Source organism: Devosia submarina, from assembly GCF_003056345.1.
Lineage (GTDB): Bacteria > Pseudomonadota > Alphaproteobacteria > Rhizobiales > Devosiaceae > Devosia > Devosia submarina.
The window spans coordinates 26889-43243 of sequence record NZ_PYWB01000015.1; the positions used below are offsets into that span (position 1 = coordinate 26889).

Here is a 16355-nt window from a genome sequence, read left to right on the forward strand (position 1 = left end):
AGCCATGGAAATTCTTACCCTTTCGCTCGTGAGTTCCACGCTGGTCGTGGCAACACCATTGATCCTAGCCGCCATGGGGGGGCTTTTCAGCCATCAGGCCGGCATCTTCAATTTCACGCTCGAGGGGTTGATGCTGTTCGGCTCCTTCTTCAGCGTCATGTTCACGGTGCTGACCGGCAATCTCTGGGTGGGCCTGCTGCTCGGCGCGTTAAGCTGCACTGCCCTTGCAGTGATTTGGGGCTGGGTGGTAGTCGACCTCGGGGCCGATCAGATTATCTCGGCACTGGGCTTCATGCTGCTGGCACAGGGCGGAACCGTATTCCTGATGATTGCGGTGCTTAGCCAGACCGGCGGCGTCTTCTCGCCATTACAGCTCGATATCATCCGCCTGCCTTGGCTCAATGCAGTGCCGGTGCTCGGCTCGGTTCTCAACGGCCATACGCTGCTGACCTATCTCTCCTGGCTCACGCTGCCGCTGTTCCTTTTCGTGATTTATCGCACCCCATACGGCCTCTCCCTGCGCGCTGTGGGAGAAAAGCCGGAAGCGGCGGCGGCGGCCGGCATCAACGTGCGCTTCGTTCGCTATTCAGCCATTGCGATTACCGGCGTCTGCTGCTCACTGGCCGGAGCGCAGCTCGCGCTTGGACTACTGGGCATGTTCACCGACAACATGACTGCCGGCCGCGGTATCATTGCCTTCGCCGCTGTCATCTTCGGCCGCCACCGCCCGTTGCAGGTCTTCCTGGTAGCCTTGTTCTTCGGCTTCGCCGGAGCATTGACCGATCGACTGCAAGGTTTCGGCCTGCCGAGTGAACTTCTGTTGACCCTCCCATACGTAATGACTGTAGTTGTTCTCGCCCTCTCGGGGTGGCGTACATTCACTCGTGCCCAGTCTGGGCATGTAAAGGCGTAGAATGCTGAGGAATCTGCACCAGGAAGGACCTATCTACCTTCCTCGAACTGCAGCTCTATGCGGCGCGCGATCGTCGCTAACCCAAACGCCTCCGGCAAGCCGGCGTTTCAGCATGGCCAAATGCCGTCGGTGGCAAGGAATGCGCCATCTATGACGTCACCATCAATGCCGTCAGACCCGACACGGCGAAAACGCGCATCTCAAGGAACTGAAGGCCGAAGTCACAGGAAATGCTAAGCCGCATTCCGAAGAGGCGCTTCCTAGAGGTAGAAGAGACCACAAGGGTGATCTCCTCGCTGGTGAGCCAAAAGACAGCTTAACCACTGCGTCCGTTTTCGATCTGCCAGGTGGTCGTGCAATTTACTAGTAGAGCGTTGACGGCGAGAAGCTACGGAGCAGCGCGCGAAAAGGCTTGGACTGATCAGCGTAAGTCAACAGCGCCAGTACCACATGGAAGGCCTTATGTGGGTCGGATCCGCCGGAGCAGAACGGAGGTACCCGACAGCTTTGCAGATGCTACTGCCTAAGACCGGTCAGTCTGCATACGGCCCTAACTCTGCCCTACGGGATAGGTGGCCAATGACCAAGATTGGGCCGAGGCGGTTTGAAAACTCAGCCTAAAAAGTTACTGAGAGAAAACTTTTCTCACCGCCATGCGAGAAGGCGGGATTTGAGCGCCATTATGCGAGATAAAGCCGCCTAACTTGCCATCCGCCCCCGTGGAAACAAGCGCCTGAAAGTAGACGGTAGAATTTAGTTCTATGAACCTGTCGCTACGCCGAGTTTTTACATAGTCTCGGGGTCGGGAGCGGGAGCCATCCACCTCATCTGCTTTGGGCGAGGGTACTTTCACAACGGCCAATCGGACTGCGTCGCCGCTGAGAGCCTTGTGCCAAACATCAAACAGGCCCGCTGTAGTGAGGCGAAGTTGGTCCGCCTACGCATCTAGCTCACTCTTCAGAATAATGGAGTTAAGGTTGTATAGTGACCGTGTTAGTGCTTCTCGCAGGTGAGCAATCGGAAGCCGCGCGGCTCTGACAGGCACACCGCGCCCGGGGCGGTTAAGGTGAAGCGGCAACTCTAGGGACATCGAAAATTTAGAGCTAATCATCTTGAAAAGGCCTGCAAGGTCAACAAGGCCATCTCCCAATGGGCAGAAAGACCAGTCGTCGCCCGCAGCGGCAATGTCCTTAAGGTGGATATAGCCGATCCCAGTAAGATCGCGCCCCCGCAGGTCCTGTCCGGGTTGAAGCGTCGCCCCGGAATAGGTGTAGACATTGCCGGCATCGTAGTTGAGCCGGACCAGGGAATGATCCAGCCTTCCGATCAGATCTTTTCCGCTCGAAATGTCACTGATCGCCGCACCCATGCCATGGCCGGGATTTTCTAGCGCGAGCATTACCCCCAGTGTTTCGGCAAGTGGCAGGGCGGCTTCGATAGTGGCCTCGATGCGATCACGATCTTCTGCCTGTCCGGCATTAGTGATCAGCACCGAGCTGTCGCAGGCGGAAACGAAACGGATGCGGCGCTGCAATTGCTCGAGCGGCTCGTCGCCCGACTTGCCCAGATCCATATGTGCAGAAACGGCGGCGATGGTCAGCCCAGCTTCACGCGCTTGCCGCGCAAGCTGGGTTCCATTGTCCTCGGACAGCGTTGCTTCGGTAAAGTTGGAATATCCACCGATGAAGGCGGGCTCTGCCTTGCGCAAGCCGACCTGCGCGATCTCCTCAAAAGCCACGGCCATGTCATGGCCATCGAACAGCGCGGTAGAGACGGCGAGATTATCCATAGCATCCTCCAGATGGCGGAGGACACTAGCTCGTTATACCAGGTCCGTCTACGAGATGTCGCCGCGCCATGTCAGCAGGGTGTATAGTTCATTGGCGCGAGAGAGGTGCTGGCGCATCGCGGCGGCGGCGGCTTCCACGTCGCGGTCCTTGATCGCATCCAGAATGACTTGGTGCTCCTGGATAGTCAGTTTTTCTGCGCCCTTAACGGCGACCATCTCGCGACGGAATTTCGACAGCCAGCCCAATATGGCCCCAACGGCAGCCGCAACCAGCGAGTTGCCGCTGATGCCGGCGATGACCTCGTGGAACTTGAGGTCCGCTGCGACGAACGCCACCTGATTGCCATTGGCGTCCCGCATGTCATTGAGGGCTTCCTCGAGATAGCGAATATCATTGGGCCCGGCCCGCTCCGCAGCGAGGCCTACAAGGCCAACTTCGAGCAGGATACGTGCCGATTTCAGCTCGTCGAGGCCACGCGGATTGGTTAGCATCAGCATGATCATGGCCGAGGTGATCTGATCTACGATCGTGTCAATCGTGGGCTTGACCACACGGGCCCGTTCGCCATGTGAAATCTTGATCAGGCCCATTTGTTGGAGGGTCAGCATCGCCTCCCGTATCGAAGGGCGACCCACGGCGAACTTGGCCATCAGCTCGCGTTCCGAGGGCATCTGCGAGCCAGGCGGGAACTCGTTGGAGGTGATGGTCTCAATCAATCGATCCAGCACCGACTCGTATAGTTTCTTCTTCTGAATCGGTTCCAAGACTTCACACGCATCCTGCTTTTGGTCGGCTCAAACTAACGCAGGACCGCTGTTTCGTCCACACAAGGATCATTGTCGACGTCGCGGTACTGGTATAATCAGTCGATCAATGGAGGCAAAAGATGTTGAACCGTATTGAGGCTGACTACCTGATCGAGACACCGATAGATCTCTGGCGCGCGGCCGAAGTGATGGCGGGGGAGCAATCCTCGGGCACGTTCCTGTCGCTTCCCGGCGAAACGGCCGAACTTAAGGAGCGCTCGGCGGCGCGTATCGAGGCGCTGGAACAGCTGCCAGATGCCCAGCATCCTTCGCTGCCGGGATCGGCGGCCAAGGATGACCAATCGGTGCAGCGCGCGCGGGTCACCGTCTCTTGGCCGATGGACAATATAGGAGCGGACCTGCCGGGCCTCATGACCACTGTTGCCGGCAATCTTTTCGAGCTTAGGCAGTTTTCCGGCCTGCGCATCCTCGACATAAGGATGCCGGATGCTTTCCTTCAAGCCTTCGATGGACCGCGCTTTGGCATTGAGGGAACGCGGCGCCTGGCGGGCGTTGACGATCGCCCCCTGATCGGAACTATCATCAAGCCCTCTGTCGGCCTCTCGCCAGCTGAAACGGCGGCGCTTGCAAAGGAGCTGGCTGAGGCTGGGATCGACTTCCTCAAGGACGACGAATTGCAGATCGATGGCGCCTATTGCCCGTTCGAGGAGCGGGTGGATGCCGTAATGGCCGTGCTCAACGACTATGCCGACAGTACGGGCAAGAAGCCCATGTTCGCCTTTAATCTTTCAGGCGATGTGGACCAGATGCGGCGCCGGCACGACCATGTGCTGGCGCGCGGCGGCACTTGCATCATGGCGAGCCTGACCTCGGTGGGTCTCTCGGGCTTTTTGTCGATCGCCCGCCATGCGCAACTGCCCATCCACGCTCATCGCAATGGCTGGGGGTATCTTTCGCGCGCACCCATGTTGGGATGGTCCTATATCGCTTGGCAAAAATTCTGGCGCCTCGCCGGTGCCGATCACATGCATTGCAACGGCATTCGCAACAAGTTCTTTGAAGCCGACGAGAGCGTCGTCGCCTCGGCCCGCGAATGTTCGACGCCACTTTCCGCCGACAAACCCTGCACGGTCATGCCGGTGCTGTCCTCGGGACAGTCGGCCGAACAGATCGGCGATACCTGGAAGGCGTTGCGGACGCCCGATCTGATCTACGCCGCCGGCGGGGGCATCATGGGCCATCCGGGCGGGCCGCGAGCTGGCGTTGCAAGCCTCAAGCAAGGCTGGGAAGCGGCCATGACCGAGGTTCCAGAAAAAAGCTGGTCTGCCCGCTTTCCCGAACTTGCGACCGCCGTGGCGGCATTCCGCAAATGAGCAAGCTGCCCGAAGGGCTTCTGGTTGGCTGGTATGGCGACGACTTCACCGGCGCCGCCGCCACGATGGAGGCGATGACCTTTGCCGGCTTGCCCGCCGCTGTGTTTCTCGCCCCACCCGACGCACAGATGCTGTCGCGACTTCCGGGGCTTCGCGGGGTCGGCATTGCCGGCACGGCGCGTTCGGAAACCCCGCAATGGATGCGCCGCCATCTGCCGGAGCTTTTCGAGGGTCTCGCCCGAACAGGCGCGCCGCTGCTGCAGTACAAGATTTGCTCGACCCTCGACTCCGCGCCCGACCTGGGATCCATCGGCACTGCCTTGGAAGTGGCGCAGGAGGTGCTCGGGGTGCAATTCTTCCCCATTCTTCCGGCCGCGCCGCTGATGGGTCGCTATCAGGCCTTCGGCAATCTTTTCGCCAGCGCACAGGGCGATGTGCATCGGCTGGACCGGCATCCGGTGATGGCGCGGCACCCGGCAACCCCGATGCTGGAGGCTGACGTCGCCCATCACCTTGCTGCTCAAACCAGAATGCGATTGCGCAACCTGGGGCTCGATCGCCTCCAAGCCGGCGACGCCCCCGACCTCCTCGCCCAGTGGCGCGCCGAGGGGAAGGTGGGCGTTACGCTCGATGCCGTGTCGATGGACGATCTTGCCATCTTGGGCCGGTGTCTCTGGGAGGGCAGGGGCCCCGACATGCTCTGCATCGCCTCCCAGGGCCTCCAATATGCTCTTCTCGAACATTGGCGTAGGGAGGGGCTGTTGCCGCCGCCACCTCGCACCGACTCGATCGGGCCGGCAGGCCCGGTTGTCGTCGTCTCTGGGTCGGTCTCACCCACTACGGCGGCGCAGATCGATCATGCCGAGGCGCATGGCTTTACGGTGATCGCGGCCGATCCGATCGAGCTGATCGAGCAGCCGGCGCACGCGGTCGCCTCCCTGGTCGCTCGCGCCGCTGCTCAATTGGCGTCCAGTCGGGACCTCCTGATCTGCACGGCGCGCGGACCCGATGACAATAGCGTGGCGCGCTTTCGCGCTTGGCAAGCTTCGTCTGGCCAATCCCCCACGGTGCTCTACCAGGCCATCGGAGAGGCGCTTGGCGATATCTTGCTGCGCCTCGTCGCGAAAGGCCAACTGCGACGGGCCGTTATCTCCGGTGGCGACACTTCTGGCCATGCGTTGCGCAAGCTCGATCCCTTTGCCTTGACCGCCCTCCGCCCTACCATCCCAGGCGCTGCCCTTTGCCGGCTCCATGCCGAAAATCCTCTGATCGATGGTCTGCAACTGGCCCTTAAGGGCGGACAGATGGGTACGGAGGACTATTTCAGTTGGATAAGGTCCGGTGCTGGAGAGCGCGAACTGGTATAACGACATAGTTCTAGCGAGGCTTGCAGCGGCGAACTTCCGTAGGGCTGAGGAACGGCAGTCACCATCAAATCACGCCTACGCGCACGAAATTAGCTTTGTCACTACAGCTGTTGACACCCAGCCGGTATAATGAGTACATGAGAGAGTTGCCCAAGAGATTTAAGTAGGGCGGGTGGGGAGGACGCGATGGGAAGATCGGTCGCAATGTTCGGCGCTGGCGGGAAGATGGGCTTCCGCGTCACCAAAAAACTGTTCGATGCGGGCTATGACCTGCGCGCGATTGAAATTGGCGCCGAAGGTCAGGCGCGCCTCGCCGAAGCGGGTATCCCCTTCGTCGATACCGAGGCGGCGCTCAAAGGTGCTGGCGTGGTTGTCCTGGCGCTGCCCGATAGCATCATTGGCAAGGTGGTCGCTCAGATCGAGCCGCAACTGGCGGCCGGCACCATGTTGCTGATCCTCGATGCCGCGGCGCCCTATGCCGAGGCTCTGCCCGGAAACCGCCCGGACCTCACCTATTTCGTTGGTCACCCCTGCCATCCGCCGCTCTTTAACGACGAGACCGAGTGGTCGGCCCGGCACGACTACCACGGCGGCGTTGCCCGCCAGTCGATCGTCTGCGCGCTGATGCAGGGTCCCGAAGAGCATTACGCGCTTGGCGCCGAAATCTGTCAGGCCATGTGGTCGCCGATCGATAAGGTCCACCGCGTCACCGTCGAGCAATTGGCCATCCTCGAGCCTGGCCTTTCCGAAATGCTGGCCATGTGCATGGTCGATGCGCTAACCGAAGCGGTGGATGCCTGCGAAAGCCGCTATGGCATCGCCCGCGAAGCGGCCAAGGACTTCCTGATCGGCCACCTCAATGTCGAAATCGCCATGTGGTTCGGCTATTCGCCCAAGGTCCCGTCCGACGCCGCCCTGCGCCTCCTGCAGTTCGGCAAGTCCAAGATCCTGCGCGACGATTGGCTGGAAGCCATTTCGCCCAAGGTCGTTCGCCAGGCATCCGACCTGATCGTGCACGGGAAGATCTGACGGTCTGGCCGGGGGAGGGCGGGCCATGCAGCAGGAACATTTGATCCGCAAGGGTAGGCTTGCCCTTGCTGCGGCTAGGGGAGTTGCGCGCGGCGTGACCTTTGGCGGGGTCGAGATCCTGCGGGGCCTCTCGGCCCCCGTGCGCGACCGTCAATGGGGAACTTACGCTACAAGCATCGACCATGAGCTTGCGGAAACGTCACACTACCGGTGCGCCTTTTCGCATGCCCACGGCTTGTTCAACGGCCAAATCGTCATCGAGCTTGTGTCCGAGCGCCGCTTAACCGCCCAGTTATCGCTGACCTTTGCGGCCGTCGCCGAGATCAATCGTGCCGGTTTTTGCCTGCTGCACCCGATCGAGAACATTCGCGGCTCGCCGGTGACGATCCGCCATTCCAATGGCACCGACGAAGACGCGGTGTTCCCCCGATCCATATCGCCCGGTCAGCCGGCGCGCGACATCGTCGCCCTGACCCATCGCGTGGGTCCGGTTTCGGTCCATATCGCGCTTGGTGGTGAGGTCTTCGAGATGGAGGACCAGCGTAACTGGTCCGATGCCTCATTCAAAACCTATTGCCGACCACTGTCCGCACCCAAGCCGTTCCGTGTCGCCGCGGGCGAAACATTGCGGCAAAGCGTGGTGCTCGACATTCTCGATTTCGCCGATCCTGACATCGGCACAGCTAAGGCGATCACGGCAGAAACAGCGATGCCGCAGATCACTCTAGCCTATGAGGCCGACCTTTGCTCCGCCCGGGCGCTCGATCATTTTACCGATGTCCCGGTGCTCGCACGCATCACGCCAGCGGCGGAGGAATCGGATCTTGCCCTTCTGGCGGCGCGGCGCGACGTTGCGCTGGAAGTCGTTTTCGAAAAGCTCTCGGACATAGACGCTGTTGCCCAGCGCTGCACCTCAGCCGGCCTTCGCCCCATCCGCGTCGCGGCGCTTCCGGCGTCCTATCTCAAAAGCCACCAGCCCGAGGGCCCCTGGCCACCAGGTCCGCAGCCCGACGATGGTTTGCCCCGTTTGGGGCGGGCCTTCCCCGGTGTCCCTGCGGGCGGTGGCAGCCTCACCTATTTCGCCGAGTTCAACCGTTGCCCGCCGGGCGAAGGTGCTGCATTCCTGACATTTGGCAATACCGCCATCGTCCATGCCGCAGACGATGCTTCGGTCATGCAGACGCTTGAAGCGCTTCCTGATCTTTTTGCCAGCGCCCAGGGGCTTCGCCCGGGCAGGCCCTTGCACCTAGGTCTTTTTTCCATCGGAATGCGCTCCAATCCTTATGGCGCCGATGTCCAAGGCAATCCGGGCGGCGAACCCATACCGATGGCGCGTTGGGACAAGCGTCAAAATGAAGATTTCGCTGCCGCCTATGCCATAGGCGTTGTGGCTGAAGCCGCCCGCGCGGGCGTTCAAAGTCTGGCGCTGGCCATGCCCGATGGCGAGCTAGGGGCAGAGGGCCGACCTATCGGGCAGGTCATCGCAGCCCTTGCACCCCATGCTGGCCAGCCGGTGTCCGTGACGGTGGACAGCGGGCTCTACCGCCTCCAAGTCGGGCAGATCGAGCTTGTCGCAAATCTGTCGCCCGCCCTGCGCCAGATTGATCGGCTGGCCCCCGCCAGCTTCCGCATAGTGGAGCACCCGCAATGACCCTAAAAGGTGCCCTAATCGGATGCGGGTTCTTCGCGCATAATCACATGCAGGCCTGGGCCGAGCTGGACGGCGCCCAAATCATTGCAGTATGCGATCGCGATCCTGTCAAGGCCAAGGCCTTTGCCGAAGCTTATGGCGCGAAGCCTTTTTCCGACGCCGCAACCATGCTGGCCGAGATCGAGCCCGATTTCACCGACATCGCCACGACCTCGCCCTCGCATCGCCCATTGGTTGAGCTGGCAGCCCGGCATTCCCGGGGCGCTATCTGCCAGAAGCCGCTGGCCGAAACGCTCGAGGACGCAGAAGCAATGGTCGCCGCCTGCGCCACGGCCGGCGTGCCGCTGCTGGTGCACGAAAACTTCCGTTGGCAGGCGCCGATCAGGGCCGTGATCGATCACGTCCGATCCGGCATGATCGGAAAGCCGCATTTCCTGCGTCTCAGCTTCCGGCACGCCTTCGATATATACGACGGCCAGCCCTATCTCGCGCAGACGGAGGATCTGGCGCTGATGGATATCGGTCCCCACGTCTTCGACATGGCGCGCGCGCTGATGGGCGACGTCGAACAGGTTTATTGCCAAACTCAGAAGCTCAACCGGCGCGTCGCGGCGCCCGATGCCTTCCTCGCCCAGCTCCAGCATGCCGGCGGCGGCATCAGCAGTCTCGAATGCAGTTTCCTCAGCCACTACCAGCCTGAGCGTTTTCCCCAATCCTTGCTTGTCATCGAAGGCAATCTCGGCTCCATCGAACTGCTCGAAGGGTTCCGCCTGCGCGTGCATGCCGGTGGCACGGTGAGCGAGTTCGACGTGGAGCCGCCGGTGCCCGTCTGGGGCGAAAAGCCATGGCATCTGGTCCAGGAATCGGTCGTCGCCTTCCAGCGCCACGCCATCCGGGCGCTCAATGGTAAGGAACCGGGGCAGCCCACCGGCGCAGACAATCTCAAGACATTCGCCCTGACGCGGGCCGCCATCGCCTCGGCAGCCACAGGCACCGCCATATCCCTCAGCCATTCCACGTGATGCAGGGACAACCAATGACCGCAGGGCGAAGGGAGTCGCCCCGGAGGAAGCACATGACCCCAGGAGGAACCATGATGAAGATCGCGACACTAGCAGCTACCCTGCTGCTGACCACCGCCGCCGGAGCAACCACGGCTCAGGCCGCCAATATCTGCTTTTCCTTCCAGGACCTGGAGACCGAATTCTGGGTCGCCGGCCACAAGGCCATCACCACCACGTTGACCGAGATGGGCCATAACGTTTTGGAGCGCAACGCCAATGAGGACGTCAACAAGCAGCTCGAGCAGATCAAGGACTGTATTGCCCAGGGCGTCGACGGCGTGATCATGATCCCGCAGGACGGGGAAAGCGCCAACACCATCATCCGAGAATCGCAGAATTCGGATGTCCCGATCGTCGTCTTCAATCGCCCGCCAGCCGACACCGGCCAAGGCGTCATTGTGGTCGCCGACAATGCCGGCATCGCAGAGGACGCCACCGATTTCGTCCTCCAGCAGGCGCTCGAGGGGGCGGCCGACGATGCCAAGCTCAATGCTGTCGTGATCGTCGGTGACCTTGGCGACAGCAATGCCATTGCCCGCAAGCAGGGTTTCGAAGCCGCCGTCGCCAAGTATCCGGACCGCTTCAACGTCATCGAAGTGGCCTCCGAATGGGATGCCGCCACCGCTCTCGCAAACCTTGAAGCAGCGGTCACCGCCAATCCGCAGATCGATGTGATGTTCACCTCGTCCGACTTCCTCTTCCCTACCATCCGCTCGGTGCTCGAGCCGCGCGGCATGTGGAAGAAGATCGGCGAAGAAGGCCACATCCCCTTGGCCGGCCTCGATGGTGACGCGACTGCCTGCCAGCTGATCAAGGATGGTTTTGTGGACGCTACCGGCGTGCAGGACCTCTATTTCGAGGCTGAAGCATCGGTGAATGCGATCGTTCAGGCTGTAGAAGCGGGCGAAACGGACCCCAACGAGATCATTTTCGACCCCGGTTTCACCCTCACCTCCGCCAATATTGGTGAGCGCGAGATGGACATGTGGGGCTGTGTCCTGCTGTCCGAAGGCTTCCTAAACAACTAAGCACATGAACGTCGGAGGGTCCGGCCGTGCGCCGGGCCCATTCTGGGCCAGAGGACGACCATGACCGCGATACGCACGAAAAGAAGCCTCGCAGCGCGCGCTGCGGACGTGTTTCTTTCAGACTATTTCATCTTCTATCTGTGCATTGCCTTCATCATCGTTTTGGCGCCCTTTCTGCCCGTACTGATCGCGCCGGCCAATGCTGTGAATATCATGTCCAACATGTGGCCGCTTCTGATCGTAGCCATCGGGCAGACCTTCGTTCTAGCGATCGGCGGCATCGATCTCAGCCAGGGCGCGGTTATGGCCGTGACGGCAGTGATCGGCGCTATGCTTATCACCCTCGCCGTTGATCCTGTGACCTTCATGCGCACCCCGCTCTGGGGTCTGATCCTAACCGAACAGGGCGGTCCGCTGGCGGGTGTCACCGGCGGGGTTCTGTTGGCGCTGGTGATGATGCTGCTGGCCGCGGTGCTAATCGGCCTCTTCAATGGCGCTTCGGTCGCCCTCTTCGATCTACCGCCTTTCATGGTGACGTTGGTGACCATGATGACCCTTTCGGCCTTCGCACTTTGGCTCACCCAATCGGGCAACATTGCCAACCTGCCGGACGATTTTACCCGCCTTGGCCGTGGCGACCTCGTCTCGGTCTATTTCGGCGCCAAGGAAGAAAGCCAGCTAGCCCGGCGCCAAGTCTATTCTTTCGTGACCTTTCCAATGGTCATCGCCCTGATCATGGCTTTCCTCGCCCATATCATCCTCAATCGAACAGTCTTCGGGGCGCGCGTGCTTGCCATCGGCATGAACCGCAAGGCCGCCGTGATCTCGGGCATTCCGGTCCGCCGCATCGTCATCGCCGTCTTCGTCCTGTCGGCCGTCTGCGCCATGATAGGGGGCCTGCTCTATTCGGCCCGTCTGGAAGCGGGGCGCCCAACCCTCGGCGGCGGCACCTTCCTTCTCGACGTCATCGCCGCATCGGTGATCGGCGGCACGAGCCTTTTCGGGGGCAAGGCCAAGATCATCTGGACCTTTTTCGGCGTACTCTTTTATGTCCTCATGTCGAGTGCGCTTTCGGCGATGAACCTCTCCGCCTTTCAGATCGACATGGTCAAGGGCGGTATCATCCTCGGTGCAGCATTGCTCGATGTGTTCAGGACCTGGCTCAAGCGGGAGCGCCTACAATGAACGAGCTCCTTGCGGTCAAGAACCTCTCCAAAGCCTGGTTCGGCGTCCCTGCCAATTCCAACCTCTCCTTTTCCATCGCGCAAGGCACGGTCACCGGCATCATCGGCCAAAACGGCGCGGGCAAGTCGACCCTCATGGGCATGCTTGGCGGCACAGTCCTGCCAAGCGGTGGAGAAATGTTCTGGCGCGGCCAGCCGTACCAGCCGCGCGACGCCGCCGACGCCATCAAGGCGGGCATCGGCTTCATCCACCAGGAGCTCAACCTCTTCACCAATCTCTCCGTCGCGGAAAACCTCTATATCGATGGCTTTCCCCGGCGCATGGGGCTGATCGACTGGAAAGCGATTACCCAGCGTACGCGCGAAATCCTCGCGCGCCTCGATCTCGATTTCGATCCCATGATCCAGGTCGGTCGGCTTTCCCCCGGCGAACGCCAGCTGGTCGAGATCGCCCGCGCTCTCCACAATGAGGCGAGCCTGTTAATCTTTGACGAGCCCACCACTTCCCTGACTCCGCGGGAAACCGAGCGGTTGTTTGCTACCATCGATGGTCTCAAGGCCGAAGGGCGGACCATCATCTATATTTCCCACATTCTGTCCGACGTGCAGCGGCTCGCCGATCGAGTCATCGTGCTGCGCGACGGCAAGCTCGTAGAGCAGGGCCCCGCCGACCAGTTCACCATTCCCCTGATGATCCGCTCAATGATCGGCCGCGACATGGGCGGGCTTTTCCCAGCAAGAAGCAATAAGCCGCAGCCTGATCCTATCCTTGTGGCGCAAAACCTCACCCAGCCGGGCGTGGTCGAAGATGTGTCGCTGACCATCCACAAGGGCGAGATCGTCGGGCTCTTCGGTCTTATGGGTTCGGGCCGTACGGAATTGGCCCGCATTCTCTTTGGGCTCGACCCCTTCCAGAGCGGCCGGATCAGCATCGAAGGCAAGTCGCCAGAGCAGGGCCCGCGCGCCCGTATCGAGGCCGGCATGGCCTTTGTCACCGAGGAGCGCCGGGCCGAAGGCCTGATGATGGACGCCTCCATCGCCGAAAACTTGACGCTGGTGCAGCTTGATGGCTTCGGGGCCGGTCGGCTCGGCATCCTTGACCGCTGGAGCATGGTCGAGCGCACCGAGCAAAGCCGGACTGAACTCAGCATTAAAGCTGCCAATATCCAGGAACAGCCCGCCAAGGCGCTCTCCGGCGGCAACCAGCAGAAGGTTGTCATCGGCAAATGGCAGATCGGAAACCCACGACTGTTCATTCTCGATGAGCCGACCCGCGGTGTCGATGTAGGGGCAAAGTTCGAAATCTATAGCCTGGTCGACAAGATCGCGGCCGAAGGCGGAGGCGTTCTGATGATCTCGTCCGAACTTGACGAACTACTCGGCATGGCCGATCGCATCGTGGTTATGAACCGTGGCGAAGTCACCGGCGAGATCGCACGCGAGCAGTTCGACCGCGAAAGAATTCTGGCCATGGCATTTCGAGAGGTGATTGCATGAAACTTCGTTTGCGCCGCCTCACCGATCTGGTGCTCAACCATTCCAGCCTGGTGTTCCTGGCCTGTATCCTGATTTACTACGGTCTTCAGGCGCCTGCTTTTCTCTCTGTTGAAAGCCTTGGCAACATTGTCAAGCAGTCTTCCTTTATCGGCGTTGCTGCCCTTGGCACGACGCTGGTGCTGATGACGGCAGGCATTGACCTCTCTGTCGGTGCAGTCATGTTCCTTGCACCACTGGTTGCCGGCATGGCCATGAAGCACCTGGGCATTCCGGTGCCGGCTGGATTTCTTGTGTCTGTTCTCACGGGAGCCCTCTTGGGCGCAATCAATGCCCTATTCATCGTCAAGCTACGCGTCGTTCCCTTTATCGTCACGCTCGCCACAATGTTCCTATTCCGCGGCTTTGGGATCTGGCTGACCAGTTCGACCCAGTTTGATTTTTCCGAGGATATGCGCCGCTTCGGCCTGTCTTCACTCTTTGGCATTCCCACGCCGATTGTGATCTTCGCCTTGGTCGCCGTACTCATTTACGTGCTGCTCAACCATACCCAGTTTGGCCGGCAGATCTATGCGCTAGGTAATGATCGCGAGGCTGCGCGTAAGGCGGGTCTCAAAACTGCCCGTATTGAAGCTGCGGTCTATGTGATATCTGGAGCCTGTGCGGCCATATCCGGCTTCGTCATGATCGCCCAGATCGGACGCCTCGACGCTGGCTTCGGCGAAGGTCGGGAGTTCGACGTCATCGCTGCCGCTATCCTCGGGGGAGCCAGCTTTTTTGGCGGAGTGGGCACCGCCTTCGGCGCAGTTCTCGGAGCGATCCTCATTCAAGCCGCCAAGCTGGGTCTCGTCTTCACTGGGGTCAATCTTTACCTCCAGCCTGTCGTTCTGGGTATGATTATCTTCCTGGCGGTTTTTGCGGATGCCGTACGGACCCGGCGCCTTACCAACAAGTTGAAGAGAACAATCCGGCCCCTGACCCGAAGTTGATCGACCGATACTGAGACCGATAATCCAACCTGAGAATGCCGATCATATAGCGGCTCTTGGTGCGGGACTTCTTTGTCAAGCCCAAGGGTAGCGCTCGCTTGGCAAGACCCGTACTTGAGTTTGACAAAGAGATTACAATAGCTGCGCATGCAAGCTGCAGGAAGGATAAACGGCCTCCGTTCGCTCATTCCCCCCTTCTACTGTCGAGCGCATTCTTTCCCTGCTCTGCTGATTGGCGCTTCTCTTGATATTGTCATTGACGACCTTTACCCGAAGAGGCGTACAGCTAGTCTGCTGAGATGGTTGCAGCGCATGAGCAACGCAATGACTGCATTTGGAAGTTGGCGTTGGATCGAACAACAACCGAATTGGGGCGCATTCTAGCCGTCACCGGAGTCAGTCGGCAGCTTTACAAAGGCCGGTAACATAGTCCGAATGTCTACATCGCCGCGCTTCTGCGATGGCGCAATTGCATTGAGCCACCTTAGTCGCGGAATGCTGCGATCATTGCTTCAGTGACGTCAGCCGAGAAACAGATCGGCGAGCGGCCTCCGGGTTTGGAATAGGCGCTGTTGCCGCCGCACCTTCGTCCGTTTCGCATTGTGTTGTAGGGGCAGGGACAGCTCCCCGAATAGTTTTGGATGCTGCGCTCAATAATTTTCTGAACGATTGCATCACGATCAATCTCTGGAGCGGGAGCAGAAAAGAGCGCTTGGGCTGGCTGTGAGGAAGTGAGCTCTGTTCGCGTTGACGAGGTATACCGCTCGCTAATCCAGCCTTCCGTCCCTGGTGCGGATTGGACTAAGAGCCATCCGTTCTCTCGCCGAAGTACCGAAACTTGGTGGCCATTAGGGAGCGTCCCGATCACGTTCCCACTGGTGTTGGGCGCCGTTCGGATGTTCAGAGCTGATGCGGCAACATAGCGGAGCTCCGGGGGAGTATATGCAGCGGGTAGCTGAATTTTCGGTGCGGGAGCCAGAGACGGTTCGGCAACGATAGATGGCGTTATCTGGGGTGGAGAGTCGACGATAGGAGCGCGCGTGGCGGGCGGGCTGATGCTAGTTCTCGGACTGCCTCCAGAGTCGCTGTTGGATATTCCGATGACAGCAATGACCGCCAGGAAAACAAGGATTACGGGCCAGATGCTGCGCCGCCTATGATTTCCTCCGGTGGGCCGCGCTCGTGCCGCGGAGGACGCCACCTCCGAATACGAGATACCAGTTCCGGGGATCGACGCTGTGACGCGCTTTTTGCCGTTCGAACTAATAGTGTAGCCGAAACCTTTCGGGCCAATCCGAACGCTGGTGCTTTTCGAGTTTAGATTTAGTCGGACCCCAGGCGCGATCTTGAAAGACCGTCGAAAGCGAAATCCCATTGCGAGCCCTCAAGCCGACGGGAAGAAGAGCAGACTACATCGCAAGAGTCTAGTCAGGTAACCCGTGCGAAGCGGTCGCCTCGGCCGATCGGCAGGCTCTAGTAAATGGTAAAGTGCGCTCTGGCGCAGCGCGACCCTGACACGCTCCTGGAAAGTAACAACCGCTTTACTTCGTCACGGGCAATTTCTTGCACTGCTGCGCGCGATGTTGCTCTATAGCTGAATTTTGGGTGAGCTTAAATGCACCTAAGAGCACTGTCGATGCTGCCGCTGCTTGCTGTGCCCGCCGCGGCTTATGATCTACCAACAGTAGAGTACCGCGGATCGATGG

Annotated in this window: 13 protein-coding genes; 10 read left to right on the forward strand and 3 right to left on the reverse strand. The window is 60.3% G+C overall.

Going from position 1 to position 16355, the window contains the following annotated elements; translation table 11 throughout:
* The first annotated feature begins 4 nt into the window (after positions 1–4).
* Positions 5–913: an ABC transporter permease gene (locus DDE77_RS18110; RefSeq protein ID WP_108398890.1), complete on the forward strand. Its 909-nt coding sequence runs from the start codon at positions 5–7 to the stop codon at positions 911–913.
* A gap of 937 nt (positions 914–1850) precedes the next feature.
* Here the strand turns inward: DDE77_RS18110 and DDE77_RS18115 are convergent.
* Together DDE77_RS18115 and nanR are read right to left on the reverse strand one after the other, a co-directional pair.
* Positions 1851–2702: a sugar phosphate isomerase/epimerase family protein gene (locus tag DDE77_RS18115; protein ID WP_108398891.1), complete on the reverse strand. Its 852-nt coding sequence runs from the start codon at positions 2700–2702 to the stop codon at positions 1851–1853.
* Between the two features lie 48 nt (positions 2703–2750).
* Complete coding sequence (gene nanR, locus DDE77_RS18120) at positions 2751–3467, reverse strand: transcriptional regulator NanR (RefSeq protein ID WP_108398892.1); 717 nt, start codon at positions 3465–3467, stop codon at positions 2751–2753.
* A gap of 122 nt (positions 3468–3589) precedes the next feature.
* Between nanR and DDE77_RS18125 the strand changes: the two genes are divergently transcribed.
* The 9 genes from DDE77_RS18125 (at position 3590) to DDE77_RS18165 (ending at position 14649) form a co-directional block, all read left to right on the forward strand.
* A complete protein-coding gene (locus tag DDE77_RS18125) occupies positions 3590–4843 on the forward strand; it encodes a ribulose-bisphosphate carboxylase large subunit family protein (RefSeq protein ID WP_108398893.1) in 1254 nt (417 codons plus the stop codon).
* Positions 4840–6210 (forward strand): four-carbon acid sugar kinase family protein, encoded by a 1371-nt coding sequence (locus DDE77_RS18130; RefSeq protein ID WP_108398894.1) that lies wholly within the window; start codon positions 4840–4842, stop codon positions 6208–6210. The genes DDE77_RS18125 and DDE77_RS18130 overlap by 4 nt, the downstream gene beginning before the upstream one ends.
* Positions 6211–6396: 186 nt before the next feature.
* Complete coding sequence (locus DDE77_RS18135; protein WP_108398895.1) at positions 6397–7239, forward strand: phosphogluconate dehydrogenase C-terminal domain-containing protein; 843 nt, start codon at positions 6397–6399, stop codon at positions 7237–7239.
* Positions 7240–7264: 25 nt separating this feature from the next.
* The gene (locus tag DDE77_RS18140) at positions 7265–8890 is read left to right on the forward strand and encodes a D-apionate lactonase family protein (protein WP_108398896.1); all 1626 of its coding nucleotides are present in this window, start codon (positions 7265–7267) and stop codon (positions 8888–8890) included.
* On the forward strand, positions 8887–9912 hold the full coding sequence (locus DDE77_RS18145; protein ID WP_108398897.1) for a Gfo/Idh/MocA family protein: 1026 nt from the start codon (positions 8887–8889) through the stop codon (positions 9910–9912). The genes DDE77_RS18140 and DDE77_RS18145 overlap by 4 nt, the downstream gene beginning before the upstream one ends.
* 71 nt (positions 9913–9983) lie before the next feature.
* Positions 9984–10982: a sugar ABC transporter substrate-binding protein gene (locus DDE77_RS18150; protein ID WP_210204432.1), complete on the forward strand. Its 999-nt coding sequence runs from the start codon at positions 9984–9986 to the stop codon at positions 10980–10982.
* Positions 10983–11042: 60 nt separating this feature from the next.
* A complete protein-coding gene (locus DDE77_RS18155) occupies positions 11043–12167 on the forward strand; it encodes an ABC transporter permease (RefSeq protein WP_108398898.1) in 1125 nt (374 codons plus the stop codon).
* Positions 12164–13663 (forward strand): sugar ABC transporter ATP-binding protein, encoded by a 1500-nt coding sequence (locus tag DDE77_RS18160; protein ID WP_108398899.1) that lies wholly within the window; start codon positions 12164–12166, stop codon positions 13661–13663. The genes DDE77_RS18155 and DDE77_RS18160 overlap by 4 nt, the downstream gene beginning before the upstream one ends.
* Entirely contained in the window at positions 13660–14649 is a 990-nt protein-coding gene (locus DDE77_RS18165; RefSeq protein ID WP_108398900.1) for an ABC transporter permease, read from the forward strand. The genes DDE77_RS18160 and DDE77_RS18165 overlap by 4 nt, the downstream gene beginning before the upstream one ends.
* A gap of 484 nt (positions 14650–15133) precedes the next feature.
* Here DDE77_RS18165 and DDE77_RS18170 read toward each other — a convergent pair whose 3' ends face one another.
* Positions 15134–16024 (reverse strand): DUF4236 domain-containing protein, encoded by an 891-nt coding sequence (locus DDE77_RS18170; RefSeq protein ID WP_108398901.1) that lies wholly within the window; start codon positions 16022–16024, stop codon positions 15134–15136.
* Between the last annotated feature and the right edge of the window lie 331 nt (positions 16025–16355).